We start from the raw sequence: 25,791 nt of genomic DNA, 5'->3' as shown, positions 1-25,791 counted from the left end.
TTGAATGAATTTACAAACGATGATTCGAACGCTGCAAGATTACTGGTCCGAGCAAGGTTGTATTATGTTGCAGTCGTACGATGTGGAAAAAGGTGCGGGGACGATGAGCCCGTATACCTTTTTAAAGGCGATTGGCCCTGAACCGTGGAAAGCGGGTTATGTGGAGCCTTCGCGTCGTCCTGCTGATGGCCGATATGGGGAAAATCCAAACCGGTTATTCCAGCATCACCAATTTCAAGTTGTGATGAAACCGTCACCGGATAACATTCAAGAGCTATATTTAGGATCACTTGAAAAGCTTGGTATTAACGCGTTAGAGCACGATATTCGCTTTGTTGAGGATAACTGGGAAAATCCATCGCTCGGTTGCGCAGGGCTTGGTTGGGAAGTTTGGCTTGATGGGATGGAAATCACACAATTCACGTATTTCCAGCAAGTTGGTGGACTCGAGTGTTCGCCAGTGACTTCGGAAATCACGTATGGTTTGGAGCGCTTGGCTTCTTATATTCAGGAAAAAGAAAACGTGTTTGATTTGGAATGGACAGAAGGGATTTCATATCGTGATATTTTCTATCAAGCGGAATATGAGAACTCGAAGTATGCCTTTGAAACGTCAAGTGGTGATATGTTGTTGTCTCTTTTTGATACGTACGAGCGTGAAGCAGGTCGCCAAATGGAGGAAGGGCTTGTTTTTCCGGCGTATGATTATGTGTTGAAATGTTCGCACACGTTTAACTTATTGGATGCAAAAGGCGTCGTGTCTGTGACGGAACGCGCGCAGTATATCGCTAGAATTCGTAATTTGGCGCGTCGCATTGCCAAGACATTCTACAATGAGCGTGAAAAATTGGGATTCCCACTGCTGAAAAAAAAGGAGGGCGCAGATCATGAGTAAAGATTTTCTATTAGAGATTGGTTTAGAAGAAATGCCAGCGAAATACATTACTGCGTCTGTGAAACAACTACAAGAACGGATTGAAAAATGGCTTGCAGAAAATGATTTGGAATATAAAGCAACGGAAGTTTATTCGAGCCCGCGCCGTTTATCGGTTATTGTGAAAGCGTTAGCTGAAAAACAAGCAGATCGTGTGGAAGAGTCAAAAGGCCCAGCGAAAAAAATTGCGAAGGACGCAGATGGCAATTGGTCCAAAGCGGCGCAAGGTTTTGCAAGAGGGCAAGGTGTTGATCCTGAAACGCTCGAATTCCGCGAAATCAACGGCGTAGAATATATTTATTTAACGAAAGAAGTGAAAGGTGCGGCAACGATAGATTTATTGCCAGAGATGCGCCAAATCATTACTTCGATGACTTTTCCAGTTAGTATGCACTGGGCTGACTATGATATGAAATATATTCGTCCAATTAAATGGCTGATTGCACTGTTTGGAGATAGCGTAATTCCGTTTGAAATAACGAACGTGTCGACATCCAACGAAACGCGCGGGCATCGCTTTCTTGGTGGCTCGGCTTTGGTTGCAAGCCCTGCTGATTATGAAGAGACTTTGCTCAGCCAGTTTGTTGTTGCAGATGCAACGAAACGGAAAGCCGCGATTGTAAGCCAAATCAAAGAGATCGAAGGCATGCAAAATTGGACGATTCCAATCGATGAGGACCTGTTGGAAGAAGTAACGAATTTGGTGGAGTATCCGACCGTACTGCATGGTACTTTTGATGAGGCGTACTTGAAATTGCCTGAGGAAGTGCTGGTTACGACGATGAAGGAGCATCAGCGGTATTTCCCAGTGGTTGACGAGGCTGGCAACTTGCGGCCATATTTTATTACTGTCCGTAACGGAAATCACGAACATCTTGAAACCGTTGCAAAAGGAAATGAAAAAGTGTTGCGAGCGCGCTTATCTGATGGAGATTTCTTCTACCAGGAAGATTTAAAAATTACGATTGATGAGGCGGTAGCTAAGCTTGGAAATATTGTTTTCCACGAAAAACTAGGCACATTAACGGAAAAAATGATTCGGGTGAAAAAAGTAGCGCTAATCATTGCGGAACAACTACAAATGACAGAGGCGCAAAAAGTGAAAATAGCGCGTGCTGCGGATATTTATAAATTTGATTTAGTGACGAATTTAGTCGGTGAATTTCCTGAATTACAAGGTATTATGGGTGAAAAATATGCGCTTTTACAAGGCGAAGATGCAGAAGTAGCAACGGCGATTCGAGAGCATTACATGCCAACATCAGCGGATGGCGAACTACCACAAAGCGATATCGGAGCACTTCTAGCAGTTGCGGATAAATTAGAAACGTTGACTGGATTTTTCTGTGTGAACATCGTGCCGACCGGTTCAGCGGATCCATTTAGTTTACGCCGTAGCGCACTGGGAATTATGCGCATTATTCAAGCGAAAAACTGGGATATTCGTCTGCTTAGCGTATTAGCGGATACGATAGACATCGAGCGAGCAGAAGGCCTGAACACAATTCCGAGTGAAGAAGTTTTCGAACAGGTAGAATTATTCTTGCAAAATCGCTTACGGGCTATTCTTTCTGATCAACAAATTCGTCATGATATTATCGATGCGGTGGTGAGCGCTGGTAGCAATATTGTCCCGGAGCTTATCGAGCGAGCGGAGCTACTCAACAAAAATCGCGATGCCGAGTGGTTCCGTCCAACAATGGAAGCTCTTGCACGTGTTGTCAATATTTCTAAAAAGCATCAAGGTGATGTGACGATTGATCCAGCTCTTTTTGAAAATGAGTCAGAGCAGCAATTATTTGATGCCGTTCAGAAGTTGAAACAAGATTATCCGACATTGGTCATCGTGGATAGATTACGAGCTTTTGCTGCCTTGCGTACAGCGATTGATGCTTATTTTGATAATACATTAGTCATGAGTGACGATGAGGCGGTTCGCAATAATCGTCTGGCATTATTGTTTGAACTTGCGAGTTTTATTAAGGAATTTGCCCAAATTGAAGAAATAAACGTGAAATAAGCATAAGAAATTTTTGGAGTTAAAGGAGCTATTACTTATGACACAACCAGCAGTATATGTCGTTTCAGATTCAACGGGAGAAACCGCAGAACTAGTAACCCGAGCAGCTTTAATGCAATTTGGTAAAAGTCCGCAGTTCATTCATCGGTTCCATCATGTGGATACACCGGATATGATCGAGGAGATTGTGGATCTAGTCGCGGTAAACAACGGCATCATCGTCCACACCATCGTTGTCGAGGAAGTTCGCAATGAATTAAATAAAACGGCGAAAAGTTTTGGCGTTCCAATCATTGACATATTCGGGCCGCTTTTAGCTCAGCTGGAGGAGACTTACCAAATTAAGCCACTTTCAGAACCAGGAATGGTGCGATCGCTTGATGAAGCTTACTTCCGCAAAGTGGCAGCAATCGAGTTTGCCGTGGAAAACGATGATGGGCGGAATCCGCGCGGTTTATTGCAAGCCGACTACGTGCTGATAGGTATTTCCAGAACATCGAAAACGCCACTGTCGCAATATTTGGCACTAAAAGGTTTAAAAGTGGCCAATGTACCGATCGTTCCTGAAGCACAAGTTCCAGACGAGCTATTTGAAATTGACCCAAATAAAATCATCGGCCTGAAAATTAGCAAGGAAAAATTAAACCAAATTCGTGAAAAACGTTTGGCTTCGATTGGACTTAGTGGTGTGGGAAATTACGCGAGCCATGACCGGATAGATGAGGAATTGGAGATCTTTACGAAGCTAACGAATAAGCTCGGTTGTTATGTGTTAGATGTGACTAATAAAGCGATTGAAGAGACAGCAAATGATATTTTAATGCATATCGGAGAAATTGTTGATGAAAATTTAGAATTATAGAAGGAAAAACAGATTTTGTGGCGAATATATATATTATAGCGATTAAAACGTTAGAGTTTTGCGTTTTAATCGCCTATAATATATTTTTGTATGTGAACTGCTTTTGTTCTCGGATGTGAGGAGGTAGGAGATAAATGAAGTTATTTATTGATGCGGATGCCTGCCCAGTGAAAGATGAATTGCGGAAGCTTGCGAAGAAGTACGATCTTTCTCTAACCTTTGTTGCGTCATATAACCATTTTTCTATAAACTTACCGCCGGGTGAGGAGTGGATTTTTGTGGACACAGATAAAGAGTCTGCAGATATACGTATTCTTAATTTGGCAAAGAGCGGAGATATTGTGGTCACGCAAGATATTGGGCTTGCAAGCATGCTGATTGCAAAGGATGTCGCAGCGTTCTCTAATCGTGGAGAAGAGTACCATGAGAGTGAGATGGCGATGATGCTTGATATGCGCTACTTACATGCGAAAGAGCGCAGGCAAGGCAAGTATAGTAAAGGTCCACGAGCAATGAGTTTTCAAGATAACGAGAATTTTTTACAGAGGCTGGATACGTTTATTGAAGTGAGGTTATATTAAAAGATGCAACGGATTCCAGAAGAAAAAATTGATGAGATACGCTCCCAGGCAGATATCGTGGACGTGGTTGGTAGCTATGTCCAGCTGAAGAAGCAAGGGCGCAATTACACGGGGCTTTGTCCTTTTCATGGCGAAAAAACACCCTCCTTTTCTGTATCACCGGAGAAGCAGATTTTCCATTGTTTCGGATGTGGTAAGGGAGGCAATGTTTTTTCATTCCTAATGCAGATTGATGGGTTGTCTTTTGTAGAGTCTGTGAAGAAAGTAGCCGATATGGCGCACATTCCACTGGATGTTGAAATTTCTTCTGGAGATGGCAGTGCAAGCGTTCGACCAGATAGCCAAGAAGGCAAGATGATCGAGATTCACCAGCTGACGAGTAAACTATACCATTACTTATTGATGGAAACAGAAGAAGGGCAAGAGGCGTTACAATACTTGCTGGATCGGGGAATGTCAGAACAGGAATTGGATCTTTTCGAGATTGGATTTGCGCCGGCACATGCTTCAACGGTGACAACATTTTTGCAAAAGCGAGAGGTAGACTTGCCACTTGCGGTAGAATGCGGGTTGCTTACGGAGCGTGATGATGGTAATATAGTAGATCGGTTCCGTAATCGGATTATGTTTCCGATTAAGAATGATCGCGGACAATTAGTCGGTTTTTCGGGACGCCTTTTTAACCAAGAGGACGGTCCGAAATATTTAAACAGTCCAGAAACGCCCATTTTTAATAAGCGAAATATTTTATACCATTTTTCTGATGCGCGACAAGAAATTCGTAAGAAAGAAGAAATCCTGTTGCTGGAAGGATACATGGATGTTATTTCTAGTGTTTTGGCAAATTTTAACAATGGTGTCGCTTCGATGGGAACGTCCTTAACAGAAGAACATGTGCAGATGATACGACGCGTGACAAACCGGGCGATTATTTGTTACGATGGTGACCGAGCAGGTATTGAGGCTAGTTTTAAAGCTGGAACATTACTCGCAGAGCAACATCGTTTGGAAGTCTTCGTTTTGCAATTACCAAATGGAAAAGATCCAGATGATTTTATCCGCTCGGAAGGTGTGGAGAAATTTGCGGAAGTCTATGCGCATCAACGGTTGACATGGACAGCATTCAAACTGCAATTTTTGAGACGAAACCGCAATCTTCAGAATGAGACAGAAAAAATTGCTTACCTCGGTGAAGCGTTGGCTGAAATTGGTAAATTAGATCAGGCGGTGGAACGCGAACTTTATTTGAAACAGTTAGGTTCTGAGTTCGAGTTGTCGATGGATGCATTGAAACAGCAATTGCAACAAACGGTGGCCTCTACATCAAGGGCGAAACCGCGCGATTATGGCGGACCTCCACCAGAAGAGTATGGTGATTATCCAGTGTTTGATGGTGGCGGTGGACCGGTTTATGAAGAATTTAGTTTTCAGCCGCCGAGCCAAGCGCCATCTGCAGGTCTGACCTCTGAGAAACGCCTGTTGAAATACATGGTAGAAGATCGTGATGCCTTTATCCAAATACGTAATATGATGCAGGAGCAGGAGATCGACTTTTATCATGATAATTATAAGGCTTTATATACCCACCTCATTGGTTTTTATGCCTCAGGAAACGACGCTAATCCATTAGTTTTAATGGATCAACTTCCCGATGATATGTCGCGAAATTTGGTCAGCGAACTGGAAATGATGATCTTAAATACAGACGTCTCGACAGAAGAATATCAAGATTACGTTTTTAGCCTAAAGAAAGCCAGCATTGAACGCGACATCAAAGAAAAAGAACAACAGTTACAGATAGCCTCGCAGCAAGGGGAGATGACGTTGGCTTTAGAACTTGCCAGAACGATCACAACAATGCGAGCAAACCTAAAAAATAACACCTAATTCATACTACACTACAAAAACGCGTACCTAAAATACAGTCAAAATAAGCGGAGAAACCATTTTTGTTCAACGGTTCCATTTTTATGAAACCCTTTTTCAAACGAAGCAACCCCGCATACAAAGAAGTACCCACCAAACTACCTGCGGACGAGCATAGCTTAGATCCTAGGTAAAGTCGAGTACCGGAGCGGAGTGTACTTATGTACAGGAGCACCGTAACACAGACTTTAACGACGGATTTTCCAAACAAAGCGACCTCGCCTCAGGCAAGAAAGTACTACCAAACTACCTGCGGACGAGCATAGCTTAGATCCTAGGCAATGTCGAGTACTGGAGCGGAGTGTACTTATGTACATGAGCACCGTAACACAGACTTTAACGACGGATTTTCTAAACAAAGCGACCTCGCCTCAGGCAAGAAAGTATTACCAAACTACCTGCGGACGAGCATGGCTTAGATCCTAGGCGAAGTCCAGTACCGGAGCGGAGTGTACTTATGTACATGAGCACCGTAACGCAGACTTTAACGACGGAGATGAGCTATGCTCGTCCGCAGGCCAGGTGTTTTAAAACCGGACAAAGAGGTAAAGACCTATGACGGTTATTTTGGAAGGAGGACATGCAGACTATGGCTAAAAAACCGCAAGAATCGAAACCAGAAGATTTAAATTTAGACAAAGCAAAAGAATTATTAATTGTAGATGGCAAAAAGAAGGGGTCTCTAACGTACGCTGAGATTGCCGCAAAACTAGCTCCATTTACTTTAGATAGCGATCAAATGGATGACTTTTTAGAGCTATTAACGGAATTATCCATTGAGGTGGCAGACGAAGAGGAAGACGCAGATCCGAATGAAGCTGAATTGATTAAAGAAGAGACGGCAGAAATTGATTTAAACGATTTGAGTGTGCCCCCAGGTGTCAAAATTAATGACCCTGTTCGAATGTATTTGAAAGAAATCGGTCGTGTCAATCTACTTTCTGCTGACGAAGAAATCGCGCTTGCCAAACGTATTGAGCAAGGTGATGAAGAAGCAAAAGGCCGTTTGGCAGAAGCGAATTTACGTCTTGTTGTCAGTATCGCTAAGCGTTACGTCGGACGCGGGATGCTGTTTCTTGATTTAATTCAAGAAGGTAATATGGGGCTCATGAAGGCTGTTGAGAAATTTGATTTTAATAAAGGGTTCAAATTTAGTACGTATGCAACATGGTGGATTCGCCAAGCGATTACCCGAGCGATTGCCGACCAAGCGCGTACCATTCGTATCCCTGTCCACATGGTTGAAACGATCAACAAATTAATTCGTGTGCAGCGTTCCTTGTTACAAGATTTAGGTCGTGATCCGTCTCCAGAAGAGATTGGTGAAGAAATGGATCTACCAACAGAGAAAGTGCGTGAGATTCTAAAAATTGCTCAAGAACCAGTTTCTTTGGAAACGCCAATCGGTGAAGAGGATGATTCACACCTAGGGGACTTTATTGAAGATCAAGAAGCAACGTCGCCATCAGATCATGCGGCATATGAGCTATTAAAGGAGCAGCTAGAAGATGTCCTTGATACTTTAACCGACCGTGAAGAAAATGTACTTCGCTTACGTTTTGGTCTAGATGATGGTCGTACGCGCACGCTTGAAGAAGTTGGCCGTGTATTTGGTGTCACACGCGAGCGTATTCGTCAAATCGAAGCAAAAGCGTTACGTAAGTTAAGGCACCCGAGTCGCAGTAAACAGCTTAAAGATTTCTTAGAATAAAAATTTCAGAGGAGAGTGCGTAACAGTCGCGCTCTCTTTTTTACAAAGGATGGTTTTTTTGAACGAACAACAATTATCAGAACGATTAGAAAAAGTAGTTTCTTATATACCAAAAGGTGCACGGATTGCGGATATAGGCAGTGACCATGCTTATTTACCTTGTCATGCGATTCAAAAAGGCCAAATTGAGTTTGCTATAGCCGGGGAAGTTGTGGATGGTCCATTTCAATCAGCGACAAAGCAAGTCCGAAGCCTTGGATTGACAGGGGAAATAGCGGTCCGTAAAGGAAATGGTTTAGCGGTTATCGAGATGGCAGATCGGGTCGATACAATTGTCATTGCTGGCATGGGCGGTGCGTTGATTCGCTCCATTTTGGAAGCAGACTCGAACAAACTAACGGGTGTCACGCATCTGATATTGCAACCAAATATTGCGGCACATCAACTGCGTGAATGGGGAGAAGCGAACCAATGGGCGCTGGTCTCGGAAAGCATTTTACGTGAAGATAATAAGATTTATGAAATCCTGGTTTTGGAGCCGAGTGAACAGAAAGTATCTTATTCAGATAGCGAACGCTTGCTTGGACCATTTTTGATGCAAGAAAAATCTGCTGTTTTTCAAGCGAAATGGGAGCATGAATTGGCTAATTGGAAAGAAATTCAGACCCAAATTGATGCTAGTAATGCGAAAAATGAAGCGAAATTGGTAGAGTTAGCGATGAAAATAAAGATAATAGAGGATGTGTTACGATGAAAGTAGCGAATGGTTACGAATATGTAGCGATTTTGGAAGGTATTGCACCGAAAAAATATGCTATGGACGGTGATCCTATTGGTTTACAGATTGGGGATTTGGCGCGTAAAGTACGCAAGATTATGTTTACATTAGACGTGCTTGAGAATGTGGTCGATGAAGCAATCTCTAAAGGCGTAGATATGATTATTGCACATCATCCATTACTTTTCAGACCGCTAAAGAAAATCGATTTTTCGACACCAGAAGGACGAATTGTGAAAAAATTAATTAAGCATGATATTATCGTTTATGCGGCGCACACAAATTTAGACATTGCTGATGGTGGCGTCAATGATGCATTAAGTGAGCTACTCGGCTTGACGGATACGAAAATAATTGTGCCTACATACAAAGAAAGCTATAGCAAAATTGCAGTATATACGCCCGATTTTGCTGAGGAATCCATTCGCTTGGCACTAGTCAATAACGGGGCTGGAAAATTTTCAGATCTGTACTCGGAATGTACATTTTCTGTAGATGGTACGGGGCGTTTTCTTCCAGGGGATGAAGCAAATCCAACGATCGGTAAACCCGGAGATCTTGAGGCTGTTCAAGAGGTGAAGATAGAGGCTATTTTTCCACATTCCCAAATGGATCGAATTATTAAGGCGGTGAAATTATCGCATCCATATGAGGCTCCAGTGATCGATATTTATCCAATTGAAAATGTAGAATCTGCTATGGGGCTTGGAAGAATCGGTAATTTGCCGAAAGCTATGGAACTTCAAGGTTTTATTGGATTAGTAAAAGAGAAATTATCGATGGAGAATGTGCGTGTTATTGGTAATACCAATCGTTCTGTTCGTAAGGTGGCTATTATTGGCGGCGATGGGAATAAATTCATCCATGATGTCAAGCGGGCAGGCGCGGATGTGTATATTACAGGTGATATTTATTACCATACAGGACATGATTTATTAGCGCTGGATCTGCCGACGATTGATGCTGGCCATTACATTGAAAAAGTGATGAAAGCAAGCCTTCGAAAGCAATTCGAGGAGACGACGCAAGCGCAAAATTATGAGATTGAGCTTATTATATCCGAGCAAAACACGAATCCATTTACGTTTTATTAAGGAGTTGGAAGCAATATATATGAACTAGAAAAAGAGGATTAGAGCGCAGAATATGCTCCAATCCTCTTTATTATTTACCGCCGTTCTTCAAGTGCTCCAAACGAGCGGCGCGTTGTTTTTCGATATTTTTTTTGCGGGCACGCGGCAAAATGCTGACTGGATCAACATCGTGCTTACGCTCCCAAGTTGCTGGATTCTCCGGATCATAATCGTCTAGAAAAACAAGGACTTCACGAATAATTTGTGTCGGCGTACTGGCACCAGCTGTTACTGCGACTTTCTTCGCGTCTTTAATCCAATCGAGATTAAGCTCTTCAATATTGGCGATGCGATGGGCGGGAACACCGGCTTTTTCTTCCGATACTTGGGCAAGACGGTTGCTGTTGTTACTTCTAGGATCACCGACAACAATCGTCACATCTGCGCCAACCGCTTGTTTTGCAACGGCTTCTTGGCGAACTTGGGTAGCCATGCAAATTTCCTGATGCTGTTCTGCTTGTGGATAAACAGACTGGATGTAGTCCATTAGATCCATCACGTCCCATTGACTCATCGTTGTCTGATTCGTCACAAAAATTTTCTCATTAGTAAGGCCAAGCGCATCTACATCTTCCATATTTTCTACGAGATGCACGATGTCAGGCGCTACGCCAACTGCACCTTCTGGCTCTGGGTGGCCTTTTTTGCCGATATAAATGACATGAAAACCTTCATGCTTCTTTTCTAAAATTAAATCGTAGGTGCGCGTGACGTCGGGGCATGTAGCATCAAGCGTTGTCAGGCCTTTCGCTTTGGCACGTTCTTTCACGGCGGGTGAAACACCGTGTGCTGTGAAAATGACAGTACCGCTCTCAATTTGGTCCAAAATAGCTTCTCGATTAGGGCCGTCAAGTGTAACAATCCCAACGTCTTCAAAGGCTTCTGTGACATGTTGATTATGAACGATCATGCCGAGTATATGAATTGGGCGGGGAGATTCGGATCAAGTGATGCGTTACGCGCAATCACCATCGCATCCACCACACCGTAACAATAACCACGAGGGGCAATCTTAATAATTTCCAATGTTAAACCTCCTAAATTTCTCAAGGTGTAGCAGTAGCTGGGCAACACAACTAAAAATGCCGTCTACTTTTCTATTATAAGCCAGATTTGGCAGGGTTTCAACTGGCTGAATTTTGCTAAAGTGAAAAACGGTTAGCTTTTCTTGCTGACCTGACCTAGAAACTATGATATAATAACGTTTAGGAACAGAACGGAGTGGAAAAATGAACAAAAAAACAAGGTTTGATCAATTTCATTTTCAACCTTTTATTCAGCTTGCCATTGATAAATTAGGTTTTTATGAACCAACAGAAGTACAACAGAAATTAATACCGGCGATTATGAAGGGCGAAAGCGTTGTGGGACAATCCCAAACGGGTACTGGGAAGACACATACTTTCCTTCTGCCAATCATCAACAAAATTAAAGCGGACAAAGACAGTGTGCAGGCAGTTATTACAGCACCTAGCCGCGAACTTGCGACGCAGATCCATAACGAGATTAAAAAAATTATCAAATATAGCGATGATGAGATTCGCTCGCTACTCGTTATTGGTGGTACGGATAAACAACGAACAATCGATCGCTTGAAGAAGCAACAACCGCATATCGTTGTTGGTACGCCAGGTCGAATCAATGATCTTATTCGCGAAACGGCTTTACTTGTGCATACGACGCAAGTTTTTGTTGTCGATGAAGCTGATATGACGCTAGACATGGGATTCTTGATGGATGTCGATCAAATTGCGAGTAAAATGCCAGAAAATCTGCAAATGCTTGTTTTCTCAGCAACAATTCCGCAAAAATTAAAACCCTTCTTGAAGAAATATATGGAAAATCCGCGTTATGAACATATTCAACCGCAAGCACTGGCCAATACAGATGTGAAGCATCAGTTGATTGCGCGTCGCAGTAAGGACAAGGTAGATATTCTTAAAAATGCGCTTGTAGCCTATCAACCATATTTGGCGGTCGTTTTCACAAATACGAAAGCAATGGCTGATGAAGTTGCAAAAGGTTTAACGGAACGCGGTTTGAAAGTTGCAAAAATCCATGGTGGTGTAGAGGCTCGTGAACGTAAGCGTACGATGAAGCAGCTGGAGAACTTGGAATTTCAATACGTGGTCGCGACAGATTTAGCCGCGCGTGGTATCGATATTCAAGGAATCAGTCACATCATCAATTACGAGTTGCCAAGCGATCTTGATTTTTATATCCATAGAACGGGGCGTACAGGACGCGCAGGGCATTCTGGTGTTGCGTTAACAATTTACGAACCATCGGATGAGGATGCGCTAAACCAACTTGAAAAAATGAACATCGAATTCAAGCACGTTGATCTTAAGAATGGCGAATTTGTCGATACGGATGACCGCAATCGTCGTCAAAAGCGAGAGCCTAAACGCGAAGCCGCGGATCCACGCGAAATTGGGATGCGTAAAAAAGCGAAACAAAAAGGGAAACCAAATTATAAAAAGAAACTAAACTACAAAATGAACGAAATTAAGCGTCGCGAACGTAAAATGAACAAACGCGGGAGGTAACTATGGTACTAAGATTAGGTTCACATGTTTCGATGAGTGGTAAGGAGATGATGCTTGCTGCGAGTCAGGAAGCTGCATCTTATGGTTCGAATACATTTATGATTTACACGGGAGCGCCGCAAAATACACGACGCAAGCCGATTGAAGATTTGAATATTGAAGCAGGACTTGCTCATATGAAGGAGCATACGATCACGGATATCGTGGTTCATGCGCCGTACATTATTAATATCGGAAATGCTGTGAAACCAGAGACATTTGAAATCGGCGTGACCTTTTTGCAATCAGAGATAGAACGGACGGCGGCGCTCGGTGCGAAGCAGATTGTACTTCATCCAGGTGCACATGTTGGCGAAGGTGCAGAAACAGGCATCAAGCAAATTATTAAAGGCTTGAATGAGTCTTTGAAACCGGATCAAAACGTACAAGTTGCGCTAGAAACAATGGCGGGAAAAGGGACCGAAATCGGACGGACGTTTGAAGAAATTGCCGCGATTATGGACGGTGTCACCCATAATGAGCTTTTGTCGGTAACGTTTGACACTTGCCATGTGCATGATGCAGGTTATGATATTGTCAATGATTTTGATGGTGTACTGAACGATTTTGATAAGATTATTGGGTTGGATCGCTTAAAAGTGCTCCATATCAATGACAGTAAAAACGAAACGAGGTGCTCATAAAGATCGGCATGCCAATATCGGTTTTGGTCATATTGGTTTTGATGCGCTCAACTATATCGTGCATCATCCGCATTTAGATGACATTTCGAAAATTCTTGAAACGCCTTACGTGGGTGAAGATAAGAAAAATAAGAAACCGCCGTATAAACATGAAATTGCGATGCTTCGCAGTCAGACATTTGATCCAGAGCTTTTAACGAAAATCATGGCAGCTGAATAAGGCGCTAATAAAGGAGATAAAAACATGACAAAATCACTCGTTTTTGGACATAAGAACCCAGATACAGATACGATTTGTTCTGCGATTGCGTATGCGGAGCTAAAGAAAGCGCAAGGTCAAGATATCGAAGCGGTTCGTCTTGGCGAAATGAATAGTGAGACAGCATTCGTGCTTGCATATTTTAAAGTAGAAGCGCCGCGCCTTGTTGCGACGGTGGCAAATGAAGTAACAACGGTTAGCCTTGTAGATCATAATGAGAAGCAACAAAGCGCAGATGATATTGCTGATGTTACCGTTTTGGAAGTCATTGATCACCACCGTATCGCGAATTTTGAAACGGCAGATCCTTTGTATTACCGCGCAGAGCCAGTTGGATGCACGGCAACCATTCTTTATAAAATGTTCCAGGAAAAAGGCATTGAAATCTCCAACACGACGGCTGGATTGATGCTTTCGGCAATCATTTCCGATACGCTTTTGTATCAATCACCGACATGCACGCCAGAGGACAAAGAAGTTGCAGAAAAACTTGCTGTGATTGCAGGTATTGAGACGGCTACATATGGCTTAGATATGTTAAAAGCAGGTGCTGATGTTTCCACCAAAACAGTCGAAGAATTATTACTTGATGCCAAAGAGTTTGAAATGGGCGGTTCTAAAGTAGAGATTGCACAAATCAATGTAGTAGACGAGCAAGACGTGTTGGTGCGTCAAGCAGAGATTGAAGCATTGATGAACCAGCGTATTGCTGATAAAGGCTTAGATTTATATCTGTTTGTGGTGACGAATATCTTAACAAACGATTCTGTAGGTATCGCGCTTGGAAGCAAGACGGACAAAGTTGAAGCTGCCTATGGTATCACTTTTGCCGCAAATGTTGCACCGCTTGCTGGTGTTGTTTCTCGCAAGAAGCAAGTCGTGCCGATTTTAACAGACATATTTTCAAAATAACATGTAACGAGAAGCAGCTTCTATTCATAGGGGCTGTTTCTTCTATCTAGAGGAGGGAAATTATGAAACTATTGCGTTTAGCAGAACTCGCAAAATCGCAACAAGTCGCACTTTGGAATGAAGCCTTTGCAGATTATCTTGTTCCAGCTACATTGACAGAAGCTAGTTTTGAAGCACGAATGGCGAGTCTGTATTTATCAGCAGACGACTCATTAGTAGTTGAAATAGATGGCGAGTTTGCAGGGTTTGCACTCACGGGGACACGTATATTTCAATCGCGAAAGATTGCGTGGATTGGTGGTATCGCCATCATTCCAAGGTTCAGAAAACAAGGTTTGGCTCGCCAACTTATGGAAGCACTAATTACCACTTATAGTAAGGAGAATGTCACAGAATCATGGTTGGAGGTTATCTCAAATAATCATGCAGCTATTCGTTTGTATGAGTCGCTTGGCTACCAAAAAACGACGGATCTTATCTTTTTGAATGGGAATTTGCAGGATTATGGCAAGGCAGGTATCCAACTTAAAAAGAGGGTAAGCGAATCTCTTTTCGAAAAGAATGAAACACCATGGCAAAACTTGATTTCCGAACAAACGCAAGCTGCCTCTATATGGCGCAATCGTCAATTGTTGGGAGATATTATTTATAGGGTTTCTGATAAGAGCATTACTTTGCTGCAAATAAACTTGGATGATAGCAGCCAAATCTTAGATGGGTTACAAGCATTCTTTAACCGGTATGGGGCACTTCCTTGTATGATAAGTAATCAGGAAACGGACAAAGCGTTTATCCCGATATTGTTGCAAAATGGTTTTACTGAGGTAGCCAAACAAATTCAAATGCGAAAAGTTATTTTGGATGGAGAAATAATGTAGTGAATCGGATAAGCCATTACGGTTTCTCCGATTTTTTTAAGTTTCCTATAAATAAGATTCATTACGATTTACAAGGGGCGATTTTTTATGTATACTAGAGCAAGTAAAGATTTTTTAAGTGTAGAAGGAGTTTTTTGAGGTATGGATGAAATATTGAAGGTAGCGAACATTTCCTACCATTATGATAAAGAAGAAGTGCTCCAACAGATTAACTTATCGATCAAAAAAGGTAGTTTCACAGGAATAATCGGCCCAAATGGCTCTGGAAAATCTACACTGTTGAAATTGATTCTAGGCCTCCTAAAAACACAACAAGGAGAGATTACTTTATTTGGTAAGCCACAAGCCCAGTTCAAAGATTGGTCTAAAGTCGGCTTCGTTTCACAAAAATCAAACGCGTTTAACGGTGCTTTCCCAGCTACTGTCAAGGAAGTCGTGTCGAGCGGCTTAGTTAAAAAGAAAGGTTTATTCCACCGATTGAATCGTCGCGATTTTGACGCGGTATACGAAGCACTCGAAACCGTGGATATGAGGCGGTTTGCGACGCGGAATATTGGGGAGCTTTCTGGTGGACAGCAACAGCGTGTTTTCATCGCCAGAGCGCTCGTGAGCAAGCCTGAGATGCTGATTTTGGATGAGCCGACGGTTGGGATTGATGCGCAGAGTGTGACGTCTTTTTATGAGTTGTTGAAGGATCTAAATGCAAAAGAAGATATCACGATGCTCCTTGTGACGCATGATATTTTGGCAGTGAACTCCTATGTGGATCATATTGTTAACATGAATACAAAAGTGTTATTTGATGGTACCGCGGTGGATTATCAATTATACTTAGAAGAACGTGAGCTTGAGGCACTAGAAGTGAGTCGGATGGGGGTGACGTACTGTGATTGCGAACCTGTTTGAATATGATTTTATTAGAAATACGTTTATTGTTGGAATTGTGATTGGCATTGTTGCACCGCTTTTAGGAAGTTTTATTGTTGTACGACGCCTGTCTTTAATGGCGGATGCGCTGAGTCACGTTAGTCTGGCGGGCATTGCAGTGAGCCTTTATTTAAGCAAGATGTATCTCCCACTCGTGGCACTAAACCCGCTCTATCTAGGCTTTGGCTTTGCAGTTGGTGGCTCGCTTTTGATGGAAAAATTACGCAATGTTTATAAGCAGTTTCAGGAATTGGCGATTCCGATCATTATGTCAGCCGGTATGGGTTTCAGTGTTATTTTTATTTCGTTGGCTAACGGTTTTAACACCGATTTATTTAGTTACCTGTTCGGGAGCGTCAGCGCAGTGAGCCGGTCGGACATGTGGACGATTTTGGCAACGGCATGTATTGTTTTATTCACCGTATTTTTCTTATATAAAGAACTATTTTTGTTATCATTTGACGAAGAGTATGCCAAAGCATCAGGAATTCCTGCGAAGATAGTCGATGTGATTTTCATGTTGCTCGTGGCACTTGTGATCGCGTCTAGCATGCGCATTGTGGGGATTCTGCTTGTCTCCTCATTGATGACTTTACCAGTGGCAGCGGCGATCCGGATTGCTAAAGGGTTCAAGCAAACGATTGGTTACTCGATTCTGTTCGGTGAAATCTCCGTAATCGGTGGTCTTATCAGTGCTTTTTATCTCGATTTAGCGCCAGGTGGTTCCATTGTTATCATCTCCGTCATTATTTTAGTCACAACTATCAGCGTTCAAAAAATGAAGCAAAAAATGGCGATTGCGGAAAAAAGGAGTGAATCGAATGTCTCTAACAGCTAACGAAGCGTTACAATTAATGAAACGAAAAGGCTACAAACATACAGATAAGCGAGAATTCCTCATCCATTTATTTGCTCGGAAAAATCGTTATATGACGGCAAAAGAAGTTTTAGAATGCATGAAAGCAGATTTCCCTGGCATTAGTTTCGATACGATTTACCGTAATTTATCTTTGTTTGTCGAATTAGAATTGTTTGAAGAAACGGAGCTGTCGAGTGAGAAACATTTCCGATTGTCCTGTGCGCATGAGGAGCATCATCACCATTTCATCTGCATGGAATGTGGAAAAACGCGTGAAATTCGCATGTGCCCTATGGATTTTTTAGAAGAAGCCTTGCCGGGATACCAAGTGGAAGGCCATAAGTTCGAAGTATACGGTAAATGTCCGGAATGTCTTGCTAAAGTAGGATAGACTTTTCCTCGCGCCCTTAGAGTACGATAGATGCATAAAAAACGCGACCCCATCAACGGGACCGCGTTTTCTTTTTCATAACGAAATTCGTGCCATTTATTCGACCAAATTGATAACCGATAGAATCCACCAGTTCAGCAATCGTGTCGACTTGTTGAATATTCGCCAGTTCGCGCACGATATCGGCAGCGACCTCAGAATCTTCTAGCGCATGATGGTGCTCAAATGAGATACCGAAGTAATCAGCTACCAGGTTCAATTTATGCGAACGAAGCGGTAAAATTTTCTGAGATAACACACAGGAGCAGAAATAGAGATTTTCCGGTAAGGGAAGCCCATATTTTTCTGTCGTGGCGCGAAAAACGTTGATATCGAATGTGGCAAAGTGAGCCGCAACCGGAAGATCACCGATAAATTGCATAATGCTTGGATATACTTCTAACCAATTTGGTGATTCCCACACATCTTCTGGATAAATGCCATGGACGCGAATATTGGAAGGGTAGAAGTCTTCTTCAGGATTGATGAGTTGATAGTATTCCGAGTGCTTTTCGCCGTTCACATATTTGACCATCCCGATCGAACAGGGGCTTGTACGCGAACCATTGGCTGTTTCGAAATCAAGGACGACATAGTTCAAATTTTTCATCTAGTTTTCACTCCTTCACTCACCATCATACCTCTACGAATTTGACTTGCGCAAGGATTTTGGTTTGATGTAGAGACCAAGATCGCGACGTTCTTTTCGCAAGGCCTTGGACAGGGAGAGCATCATCAGTAGCATGATAAATGAAAACGGTAAGGCGACGATGATAAGCATGTTTTGTAACCCTTCTAAACCACCGCTGAAAAGTAGAATCGAGGCAATCAGTGACTGGATAATACCCCAAATAAATTTCACGCGATTTGCAGGGTTCATGACACCGTTCATCGTCTGCATACCGAGCACGTACGTGGCTGAATCTGCAGAAGTGATGAAGAAGACACCGATTAGGAAAATCGCGATAACAGAGAGAATAGAACCAAGTGGCATATGATTGAATGTCCCGAATAGGACCTCTTCTGTTTTCAATTGTGTTAAATCAAAACCAGCGCGCTGAACAGATGTAGAAGCCGTTCCAAAAACAGCGAACCAGATAACACTCAGTAGCGTTGGTAACAGGATAACACCAGCTAGAAACTCACGAATCCGACGGCCTTTGGAAACCCGCGCGATAAAAATACCGACAAATGGGGACCAAGAGATGAACCAGGCCCAATAGAAAATCGTCCAGCTATTAATCCATTCACGACCAGCTGCATTCACAGGATCCGTACGGAAGCTCATGCCGATAAAATTTTGCATGTAAGCGCCGGTTGCGTCGGTGAGCATGTTGAGCGTAAGTAAGGTTGGACCAACGACAATCACGATGATCATCAGCAGTACTGCTAAAACCATATTTGTGTTACTAAGCCACTTCATGCCGCGTCCCAAACCACTCATTGCTGATGTTAGAAAGAGTACAGTTACGATGGCAATAATGATGATTTGTACTTTAAAATCGACTGGAATATCGAATAAGAACGAAAGCCCGCCGTTGATTTGTGTGGCGCCGAAGCCAAGCGTTGTTGCGACACCGACAATCGTTGCAAAAACAGCGATAACATCAATGGTAACGCGGACAGAAGGCTTCATCCATTTTCCAAGAAGCGGATCAAGTGTTGCGCTAATTAGTCCCGGCTTGTCATGGCGAAACTGGAAGTAGGCTAGTGTTAAGCCAACAAATGCATAGATGGCCCACGCATGAATGCCCCAATGAAAAAAGGAGAAGCGAAATGCGTCCATCAATGCTTGATTCGATCCAGGTGATGCTTCCGGGCTTGAAATCGCATAATGTGATAGTGGTTCTGTTGCACCCCAAAAGACGAGCCCTACGCCCATTCCGGCGCTGAATAACATGCCAAACCAGGAAATAGTTGAATATTTCGGTTTTTCCCCAGCCTTCCCAAGTTTAATCGAACCGATCGGACTAAAAATCAAATAGAAGCAGAAAATAACGAGGACTGATACGAATATCAAATAATACCAGCCGAATGTTGTCGTAATAAAATTTTGAATGTTTGCTGTGACGCTAGCAAGGCCTTTCGGTGTTAAAATTCCAATTGTCACGAAGACCAATGTGATGGCAAGCGTGATCCAAAAGACATTTGTAATTTTGTGCGAAGTTTCCTTTTTTGTTCCCATAATTCCTCACTTTCATTGCTAGATAAGTTTCTGTGTAGCGTCTAGCAAGCAAACAAGAAGGAAACGGCGAATCCGTTCCTTTCAGGTTTGTATAATAGTTGACCTTAACTATGGTAACAAAGATTGGCGGTGAAAGCAAATGAGCTACAACTTGGAGTGCTGTCAGATCTATTATATATTGAAAAGATGTTTCAATGATGGAATCTGGGATAAAGTTACGTAACGACGTATCGCGCGTCTAACTAGGAAATACACGGAGGGAAATGACATGAAGAAGGAAAATGGTTTTATGGTAGGATTTATTATTGTCGTTATTTTAATTTCCTTTAAAATTTGGATAAAATTCACTTTTGAATTACAATTTCTATGTCTTGTTTTATTGGTTGCAGCATCGTGGACATTGAAATACTTCATTTTCAAAAAGTTGAAATCTGGTAAGGAATAAAACGTCAGAAAAACGTCGATGCGCAACAATCAGCATCGACGTTTATTTGAATTATTTTGCAGCTTCGGCTTCCTCGGCAGCTTTTTTCGCGAAATGTTCTTCGGCAAGGATATCGATTTCTTTCTTCAATTCCTCAACCATGGTTTCTTCTGGTACTTTACGAACGATTTTACCGTGACGGAAAAGAAGTCCTTCTCCGCGGGCTCCAGCGATACCGATGTCCGCTTCACGCGCTTCTCCTGGTCCATTTACGGCACAGCCAAGCACAGCTACTTTGATCGGAGCTTTGATTGTGGAAATGTATTCTTCTACTTCATTTGCGATGCTGATCAAATCAATTTCGATACGACCACATGTTGGACACGAAATAAGTGTCGCTGCGTTCGATGATAAACCGAATGATTTCAGCACTTCACGCGCTACCTTGATTTCTTCCACAGGATCAGCAGATAGGGAGACACGAAGCGTATTCCCGATACCTTTACTTAGAATCGCACCAAGCCCGACAGCACTTTTGATACCACCGGCAAATTGGGTACCTGATTCTGTAATACCTAAATGAAGTGGGTAATCGAATGCTTTAGATGCTAGATCGTATGCTTCGATTGCTAAGTTAACATCAGAAGCCTTAAGCGACACGATGATGTCATGGAAATCAAGATCCTCAAGAATTTTGATATGGTCAAGTGCGCTTTCCACCATACCTTCCGCCGTCGGATACCCGTATTTCTCGATAAATTTCTTCTCAAGACTACCGGCGTTAACACCGATACGAATCGGAATACCTTTTGCTTTGGCTGCGTTCACTACTTTCACAACACGATCACGACGACCGATATTACCTGGATTAATCCGGATTTTATCAACACCCGCATCGATTGCTTTTAATGCCAAACGATAATCGAAATGAATGTCAGCAACAAGAGGAATAGAGATTCTACTTTTTATTTCTGCAAGGGCATCCGCCGCGCGCTCATCAGGGACGGCAACACGAACGATCTGGCACCCAGCTTCTTCAAGACGATGAATTTCAGCAACAGTCGCTTCCACGTCATGCGTTTTCGTTGTAGCCATACTCTGGATAAATAATTCATTACTACCGCCTATAGTCAAATTACCAACCTTTACAGGTCGTGTATTTGATCGATGTGTTCTTTCTGTCAAAGCGATTCGCTCCTTATAATCCTAACGTGTAGGATTTGTTATTATTAATGCATTACTAATGATACCACTATTCGTGTGAAAAATCATCCATCTTGTTTATTAGAAATTGGTGAGAAAATGGCATTGTGTCACCATTATAAGAATTTGAAAAGGCTAAAAAAGGAATTTTTAGCACCAACTTATTGTATAGCTATATCAAATGGAAAGACTATATCCAGTCGCTTAGCATTGCGCAAGATACAGTCTTTTCCGATTGAACTATTTTACAGGCTGTTTTTGATCCGTAGGTGGAATTTGTCGAATAACTAGGAAAATGATGATGAAGCTAACGGCCATGTTGATTGTTGAAAGATATGGCACCGTAATTTGGAACCAATACATAATCATGGTGAAGACCGCAGCAAGTGTCATACTGTACGCCGCAATGTTCCAGTTATTGAAATAACTAATACCCATACGGCCAAAACCGCTCATAATGTAACCAAATAGGGCATATAGCGCTACTTTGAAGAAGGTGATAAGGATCATCGCGACTAAAATGATGCCGAGCAATATCGGAATAAAGTATTTCGACATGTCCTCCATCGACTGGTAAAAGCTCACGAGATCAGCTTTTGATTCAATTCCCGCTGTCGCATAGCTCACAGATTGATCTACGCCGGGAGCTTTGATGTAAATTTTATCAGATAAAAAGGCGATAGCGCTATCTGCTGAACCAAGTTGATTGTCGATTTTGTCCGTAGTTAGACTGTCGGTCGAGTCAAAGTAGAAAAAGACGCTTCCTTGATCGATCGTGATAGGTTTATCCGCTTTCGAGACGAGCTTCCCATCTTCCACAGTGAAATCAGGGATGTCATTTTTAATTGTGTCCGCGCCAACTTTCATCGCATCGTTCGCGGCAGTGGCAGTGTGATAGCCGATTGGTAAAAAGATTAGAATCGAAATTAAAATTATGTAAAGGATCGATTTCCATATTTTGTCCGCACGGAATGTCGCGATATCTTCTGGAGAGTAAATACTTTTTGCAAAGCGTTTGAAAATATTCATTTGATTGTGATGCACCTCATTCTTGGTTTATTTATACAGAGAGGAAACGCAAATCTTCCGTTTCTGTATAAGATTGGTTTTCTTTCTATATAATAGCTTGAAATTGGGAGGATTGCAAGGATAGGAGAAGATGGGATGCAATTAAAATCCAATAGTAGCAATGTCCTAGATTCTCTGCGGGAATGGCCTATTTCTGCTTTCCATGTAAGCATTTAAATTGCATTACCCTGCCGCCTAGTGATAATCTTATAGTTGTAGGAAGAAGTTAGATTTTCTAAATGGATTGCTCGACTTGGATCGGGTAGCTATTTAGGAGTGTTTGCTTTTTCAAATATATATCAAGGAGGAGTTTTTATTATGACATACGAATTACCAAAATTAGCTTACACATACGATGCTTTGGAGCCGAATTTCGATAAAGAAACAATGGAGATTCACTACTCGAAGCACCACAATACTTATGTAACGAAATTAAATGATGCACTTAAAGGACATGACGATTTAGCTGCTAAATCTATCGAGGACTTGGTTGCTGATTTAAATAGTGTCCCTGAAAACATTCGCACTGCTGTTCGTAACAACGGTGGCGGACATGCGAACCATTCATTCTTCTGGACCATTCTTAGTCCTCAAGGTGGCGGCGAACCATCCGGTGCTTTAGCAGATGCAATCAATGCTACATTTGGTAGCTTCGAAGAGTTCAAAACGAAATTCGCTGATTCAGGCGTGGCACGTTTCGGTTCTGGTTGGGCGTGGCTTGTATTGAAAGACGGCAAATTGTCGATTATTTCTACACCAAACCAAGATTCACCGATTACAGATGGTTACACACCAGTTATCGGTCTTGACGTTTGGGAGCACGCGTACTACTTGAAATTCCAAAACGTTCGTCCAGACTATATCAAAACTTTCTGGAACGTAGTAGACTGGAACAAAGCTGGCGAATACTTCGACGCAGCGAAATAATTTAAAAAAAAATCGAGCCGTATGCCATGTGTGCATGCGGTTTTATTTTGCTTGGAATTGAAATTCAGCATTTTTAAAGAGGCCTTTAACTTTTCTTAATAAATTTCTCATCAAACTCTAGTGGTAATCTTACCAAAATTCAGCTACAATAGAAGTAGATGAGTGCTGAAAAAGGAAGGATTGTGACGAGTGAAAAATAGATTTATTAAGAAAACAGACAAACCAAAGAAGAAAAGGCAAGTCATTCCGTTGCGTTTGAACATCCTATTTTTCGTGATATTTATATTATTCTCCGCCTTGATTTTGCGCTTAGGAGTGGTACAGATCGTTCAAGGAGAAACATATAAACGACAATTAGAGGAAACAGACGATGTCAGTGTAACGAAGAACGTGCCGCGTGGTGTTATTTACGACCGAAATTACAACCTCTTGGTAGGGAATTCGGCAGTAAAATCAATCACGTATGCTCGTAGCGAGAAGACACCACCATCCGAGATGATTTCTGTTGCGAAGAAGTTGGATAAACTGATCGCAATTACACCAGAGAAGCTGACAGAACGCGATTTACAAGATTATTGGATTTTGACAAACGAGAAAGAATCAATGGCACGACTTAGCAAAGCTGACAAAAATTTAGATGGCGGTAAAGTATATAAGAAGCAAATTGCAGGCGTGACAAAAGATGATTTGGACAGTTTGACCGAGGACGATAAACGTATCGCGACAATTTACAAGAAAATGACGACAGGCTATGCGTTATCACAAGTTGCGGTTAAGAGTAAAGGCGTGACGGACGAAGAAATCGCAAAAGTAAGCGAAAACTTGGAAAGCCTGCCGGGTGTGGATACGACGACAGACTGGAATCGTTTTTATACGTATGATGAAACATTGCGTTCGATTTTAGGCAGCGTATCGACGGAAAAACAAGGTATACCAAGTGATAAAGTGGATTATTACTTAGCACAAGGATATAGCCGGAATGACCGTGTTGGTCGTAGTTATTTGGAGGCGCAGTATGAATCTGTGCTGGCCGGCCAAAAATCGAAGTCGAATAGTGTTCTAGATAGTAATGGGAATATTATTGAGACGGTTGAGAAATATGAAGGTTCTAAAGGTAAGGATTTAGTCTTGTCTGTGGATGTTGAATTGCAGAAGCGAATTGAAGAGATAATAAGGAAAAACATGCAGATTAATAAAGGCTACAGTGGTACAGATTTGTTTGACCGTGCATTTGTAGTCGCAACAGATCCTTATTCAGGCCAAGTTCTTGCACTTGCCGGGCAAAAATTCGATGATAAAGGTGGATTTGAAGATTACTCGCTAGGTAACTTCACAACAGCTTATAACATGGGATCAGCGGTTAAAGGTGCGACGGTATTAGGTGGAATCATGGATGGTGCTATCTCAGAAAACCAAACTTTCTTTGATCAACCAATTAAATTTAAAGGCACAAAAGCAAAAAGCTCGTGGTTTAATAGAAGCGGTGAGGGTGGACGTACTCTAGATCCAGTCGGAGCTTTAGAGATATCTTCCAACTCATTCATGTATCAAGTTTCCATGAAAATGGCTGGAGCAAAGTATGTTTATGATGGTCCATTCCGAGCTTCACCCGAAACCTTTGATACTATGCGCTATTACTACAATCAATTTGGTTTAGGCGTGAGAACAGGAATAGATTTACCTGGAGAACAAATCGGTTATAAAGGTCCCGATGACACGGTTGGTAAAATACTGGATTTCGCAATTGGACAATATGACTCTTATACGCCTTTACAATTAGCTCAGTATGGTGGAACTATTGCGAATGGTGGTTATCGGATCGAACCAACCATGCTAAAAGAAATACGTGATCCAAGTACAACAGGTGATACGGTTGGTAAAGTAGCAACTGAAATTGAACCTAAAATTCTGAATCGTATCGGTGCACCAAGTTCTGCGATTAAAGAAGTCCAAAAAGGATTTTATGAGGTAACTCACGGCAGTAGTGGTACAGGTCGGGCCTATTTTAATGACTTAGGTGTAGAAGTTGCAGGTAAGACCGGAACTGCGGAAGCTTTCTACGATGGTCCTAAGAAAGGTGAAGCCATGACAGAAGTTTGGAATACAACTTTTGTTGGATACGCTCCAGCGGAAAAACCTGAAATTTCAATTGCCGTAGTAGTTCCTTGGGGCTATCGTAAATATGGCGGTAGTGACTCAAAAATTAATTTGAAGATTTCTGAGGAAGTATTTAAAGCTTATTATGATTTGAAAGAAGAGCGAGCAAAAGCAGGTAAAGACACATCCAAGGTAGATCAACCGATCAACAACAAAGCAGCAGCTGCGGCGGCACAATCTAAATTAAATGATTAATAAAAGGATGAACATCTCGAAGTTAGAGCAATTTTCTAATTTCGGGATGTTTTTATCGGTCCATGTAAAATAAGCTTATTTTAATCTTGGAAATTCACAATGAAATGGCTACCAAAATTACATCATGCTTTTAGTACGATCCCTCACAAATGAAAAAATTTCAATTTCTCCTCAAAATCCCATGCAAAAA

General features: G+C 42.1%; 21 protein-coding genes and 2 pseudogenes. 18 read left to right on the top strand and 5 right to left on the bottom strand.

The window, feature by feature from the left end; translation table 11 throughout:
- The first annotated feature begins 4 nt into the window (after positions 1-4).
- The 8 genes from glyQ to PGRAN_RS03550 all read left to right on the top strand — a co-directional run bounded on the left by glyQ (position 5) and on the right by PGRAN_RS03550 (position 9,906).
- Positions 5-895: a glycine--tRNA ligase subunit alpha gene (gene glyQ, locus PGRAN_RS03585; RefSeq protein ID WP_036065103.1), complete on the top strand. Its 891-nt coding sequence runs from the start codon at positions 5-7 to the stop codon at positions 893-895.
- A complete protein-coding gene (gene glyS / locus PGRAN_RS03580; protein ID WP_036065102.1) occupies positions 888-2,954 on the top strand; it encodes a glycine--tRNA ligase subunit beta in 2,067 nt (688 codons plus the stop codon). Before glyQ ends, glyS begins: the two co-directional genes overlap by 8 nt.
- Before the next feature lie 37 nt (positions 2,955-2,991).
- Entirely contained in the window at positions 2,992-3,816 is an 825-nt protein-coding gene (locus PGRAN_RS03575) for a pyruvate, water dikinase regulatory protein (RefSeq protein WP_036065101.1), read from the top strand.
- 134 nt (positions 3,817-3,950) lie between these two features.
- Positions 3,951-4,397, top strand: a complete 447-nt coding sequence (locus PGRAN_RS03570; protein ID WP_036065100.1) for a YaiI/YqxD family protein — start codon at positions 3,951-3,953, stop codon at positions 4,395-4,397.
- A gap of 3 nt (positions 4,398-4,400) precedes the next feature.
- Entirely contained in the window at positions 4,401-6,284 is a 1,884-nt protein-coding gene (gene dnaG / locus PGRAN_RS03565; RefSeq protein WP_036065098.1) for a DNA primase, read from the top strand.
- A 628-nt stretch (positions 6,285-6,912) separates the two neighbouring features.
- A complete protein-coding gene (gene rpoD, locus PGRAN_RS03560) occupies positions 6,913-8,034 on the top strand; it encodes an RNA polymerase sigma factor RpoD (protein ID WP_036065096.1) in 1,122 nt (373 codons plus the stop codon).
- Between the two features lie 58 nt (positions 8,035-8,092).
- On the top strand, positions 8,093-8,788 hold the full coding sequence (locus tag PGRAN_RS03555; protein ID WP_036065295.1) for a tRNA (adenine(22)-N(1))-methyltransferase: 696 nt from the start codon (positions 8,093-8,095) through the stop codon (positions 8,786-8,788).
- Positions 8,785-9,906, top strand: coding sequence for a Nif3-like dinuclear metal center hexameric protein (locus PGRAN_RS03550; RefSeq protein WP_036065094.1), 1,122 nt, complete (start codon positions 8,785-8,787; stop codon positions 9,904-9,906). Before PGRAN_RS03555 ends, PGRAN_RS03550 begins: the two co-directional genes overlap by 4 nt.
- Before the next feature lie 70 nt (positions 9,907-9,976).
- On the opposite strand, the pseudogene PGRAN_RS03545 reads toward PGRAN_RS03550, so the two are convergent.
- Positions 9,977-10,971, bottom strand: a pseudogene (locus PGRAN_RS03545) (4-hydroxy-3-methylbut-2-enyl diphosphate reductase).
- Positions 10,972-11,174: 203 nt separating this feature from the next.
- On the opposite strand from PGRAN_RS03545, the gene PGRAN_RS03540 reads away from it, so the two are divergent.
- The 7 genes and pseudogenes from PGRAN_RS03540 (at position 11,175) to PGRAN_RS03510 (ending at position 17,403) form a co-directional block, all read left to right on the top strand.
- Positions 11,175-12,494 (top strand): DEAD/DEAH box helicase, encoded by a 1,320-nt coding sequence (locus tag PGRAN_RS03540; protein WP_036065092.1) that lies wholly within the window; start codon positions 11,175-11,177, stop codon positions 12,492-12,494.
- A 2-nt stretch (positions 12,495-12,496) separates the two neighbouring features.
- A pseudogene (locus PGRAN_RS03535) lies at positions 12,497-13,397 on the top strand (deoxyribonuclease IV).
- Positions 13,398-13,421: 24 nt separating this feature from the next.
- The gene (locus PGRAN_RS03530) at positions 13,422-14,348 is read left to right on the top strand and encodes a manganese-dependent inorganic pyrophosphatase (protein WP_036065090.1); all 927 of its coding nucleotides are present in this window, start codon (positions 13,422-13,424) and stop codon (positions 14,346-14,348) included.
- Positions 14,349-14,410: 62 nt separating this feature from the next.
- Positions 14,411-15,226: a GNAT family N-acetyltransferase gene (locus PGRAN_RS15505; protein WP_051998402.1), complete on the top strand. Its 816-nt coding sequence runs from the start codon at positions 14,411-14,413 to the stop codon at positions 15,224-15,226.
- 141 nt (positions 15,227-15,367) lie between these two features.
- A complete protein-coding gene (locus tag PGRAN_RS03520) occupies positions 15,368-16,132 on the top strand; it encodes a metal ABC transporter ATP-binding protein (protein WP_036065089.1) in 765 nt (254 codons plus the stop codon).
- Positions 16,113-16,991 carry a metal ABC transporter permease gene (locus PGRAN_RS03515; RefSeq protein ID WP_036065087.1) on the top strand — a complete coding sequence of 293 codons (879 nt, stop codon included), beginning with the start codon at positions 16,113-16,115 and terminating at the stop codon, positions 16,989-16,991. Before PGRAN_RS03520 ends, PGRAN_RS03515 begins: the two co-directional genes overlap by 20 nt.
- The gene (locus PGRAN_RS03510) at positions 16,975-17,403 is read left to right on the top strand and encodes a Fur family transcriptional regulator (protein WP_036065085.1); all 429 of its coding nucleotides are present in this window, start codon (positions 16,975-16,977) and stop codon (positions 17,401-17,403) included. The genes PGRAN_RS03515 and PGRAN_RS03510 overlap by 17 nt, the downstream gene beginning before the upstream one ends.
- 52 nt (positions 17,404-17,455) lie before the next feature.
- On the opposite strand, the gene PGRAN_RS03505 is transcribed toward PGRAN_RS03510, so the two are convergent.
- Together PGRAN_RS03505 and PGRAN_RS03500 are read right to left on the bottom strand one after the other, a co-directional pair.
- On the bottom strand, positions 17,456-18,052 hold the full coding sequence (locus PGRAN_RS03505; RefSeq protein WP_036065082.1) for a 3'-5' exonuclease: 597 nt from the start codon (positions 18,050-18,052) through the stop codon (positions 17,456-17,458).
- Positions 18,053-18,085: 33 nt separating this feature from the next.
- Positions 18,086-19,627 carry a glycine betaine uptake BCCT transporter gene (locus PGRAN_RS03500; protein ID WP_036065080.1) on the bottom strand — a complete coding sequence of 514 codons (1,542 nt, stop codon included), beginning with the start codon at positions 19,625-19,627 and terminating at the stop codon, positions 18,086-18,088.
- A 268-nt stretch (positions 19,628-19,895) separates the two neighbouring features.
- On the opposite strand from PGRAN_RS03500, the gene PGRAN_RS16715 reads away from it, so the two are divergent.
- The gene (locus tag PGRAN_RS16715; RefSeq protein ID WP_159101108.1) at positions 19,896-20,072 is read left to right on the top strand and encodes a hypothetical protein; all 177 of its coding nucleotides are present in this window, start codon (positions 19,896-19,898) and stop codon (positions 20,070-20,072) included.
- Between the two features lie 51 nt (positions 20,073-20,123).
- On the opposite strand, the gene ispG is transcribed toward PGRAN_RS16715, so the two are convergent.
- Together ispG and PGRAN_RS03490 are read right to left on the bottom strand one after the other, a co-directional pair.
- Positions 20,124-21,236 carry a flavodoxin-dependent (E)-4-hydroxy-3-methylbut-2-enyl-diphosphate synthase gene (gene ispG, locus PGRAN_RS03495; RefSeq protein WP_036065078.1) on the bottom strand — a complete coding sequence of 371 codons (1,113 nt, stop codon included), beginning with the start codon at positions 21,234-21,236 and terminating at the stop codon, positions 20,124-20,126.
- A 258-nt stretch (positions 21,237-21,494) separates the two neighbouring features.
- Positions 21,495-22,283, bottom strand: coding sequence for a DUF1189 domain-containing protein (locus PGRAN_RS03490; protein WP_036065076.1), 789 nt, complete (start codon positions 22,281-22,283; stop codon positions 21,495-21,497).
- A 357-nt stretch (positions 22,284-22,640) separates the two neighbouring features.
- Between PGRAN_RS03490 and PGRAN_RS03485 the strand changes: the two genes are divergently transcribed.
- Together PGRAN_RS03485 and PGRAN_RS03480 are read left to right on the top strand one after the other, a co-directional pair.
- Positions 22,641-23,249 (top strand): superoxide dismutase, encoded by a 609-nt coding sequence (locus PGRAN_RS03485; RefSeq protein ID WP_036065074.1) that lies wholly within the window; start codon positions 22,641-22,643, stop codon positions 23,247-23,249.
- A gap of 189 nt (positions 23,250-23,438) precedes the next feature.
- Positions 23,439-25,601 carry a peptidoglycan D,D-transpeptidase FtsI family protein gene (locus PGRAN_RS03480; RefSeq protein ID WP_036065072.1) on the top strand — a complete coding sequence of 721 codons (2,163 nt, stop codon included), beginning with the start codon at positions 23,439-23,441 and terminating at the stop codon, positions 25,599-25,601.
- Positions 25,602-25,791: the final 190 nt, after the last annotated feature.

Source organism: Listeria grandensis FSL F6-0971 (genome assembly GCF_000525835.1).
In the GTDB taxonomy this organism is placed as follows: Bacteria; Bacillota; Bacilli; order Lactobacillales; family Listeriaceae; genus Listeria_A; species Listeria_A grandensis.
Note: the sequence above shows the minus strand (reverse complement) of the source record. Positions and strands in the feature narration are given on the sequence as shown.

Excerpts from the sequence above, each read along its gene's own strand:
- PGRAN_RS15505 (WP_051998402.1), top strand. The coding sequence starts at position 14,411 with ATGAAACTATTGCGTTTAGCAGAACTCGCAAAATCGCAACAAGTCGCA.
- PGRAN_RS16715 (WP_159101108.1), top strand. The coding sequence starts at position 19,896 with ATGAAGAAGGAAAATGGTTTTATGGTAGGATTTATTATTGTCGTTATT.
- PGRAN_RS03490 (WP_036065076.1), bottom strand. The coding sequence starts at position 22,283 with ATGAATATTTTCAAACGCTTTGCAAAAAGTATTTACTCTCCAGAAGAT.
- PGRAN_RS03540 (WP_036065092.1), top strand. The coding sequence starts at position 11,175 with ATGAACAAAAAAACAAGGTTTGATCAATTTCATTTTCAACCTTTTATT.
- PGRAN_RS03575 (WP_036065101.1), top strand. The coding sequence starts at position 2,992 with ATGACACAACCAGCAGTATATGTCGTTTCAGATTCAACGGGAGAAACC.
- PGRAN_RS03520 (WP_036065089.1), top strand. The coding sequence starts at position 15,368 with ATGGATGAAATATTGAAGGTAGCGAACATTTCCTACCATTATGATAAA.
- PGRAN_RS03510 (WP_036065085.1), top strand. The coding sequence starts at position 16,975 with ATGTCTCTAACAGCTAACGAAGCGTTACAATTAATGAAACGAAAAGGC.
- PGRAN_RS03485 (WP_036065074.1), top strand. The coding sequence starts at position 22,641 with ATGACATACGAATTACCAAAATTAGCTTACACATACGATGCTTTGGAG.
- dnaG (WP_036065098.1), top strand. The coding sequence starts at position 4,401 with ATGCAACGGATTCCAGAAGAAAAAATTGATGAGATACGCTCCCAGGCA.
- glyS (WP_036065102.1), top strand. The coding sequence starts at position 888 with ATGAGTAAAGATTTTCTATTAGAGATTGGTTTAGAAGAAATGCCAGCG.
- PGRAN_RS03550 (WP_036065094.1), top strand. The coding sequence starts at position 8,785 with ATGAAAGTAGCGAATGGTTACGAATATGTAGCGATTTTGGAAGGTATT.
- PGRAN_RS03505 (WP_036065082.1), bottom strand. The coding sequence starts at position 18,052 with ATGAAAAATTTGAACTATGTCGTCCTTGATTTCGAAACAGCCAATGGT.
- rpoD (WP_036065096.1), top strand. The coding sequence starts at position 6,913 with ATGGCTAAAAAACCGCAAGAATCGAAACCAGAAGATTTAAATTTAGAC.
- PGRAN_RS03530 (WP_036065090.1), top strand. The coding sequence starts at position 13,422 with ATGACAAAATCACTCGTTTTTGGACATAAGAACCCAGATACAGATACG.
- PGRAN_RS03570 (WP_036065100.1), top strand. The coding sequence starts at position 3,951 with ATGAAGTTATTTATTGATGCGGATGCCTGCCCAGTGAAAGATGAATTG.
- PGRAN_RS03500 (WP_036065080.1), bottom strand. The coding sequence starts at position 19,627 with ATGGGAACAAAAAAGGAAACTTCGCACAAAATTACAAATGTCTTTTGG.
- glyQ (WP_036065103.1), top strand. The coding sequence starts at position 5 with ATGAATTTACAAACGATGATTCGAACGCTGCAAGATTACTGGTCCGAG.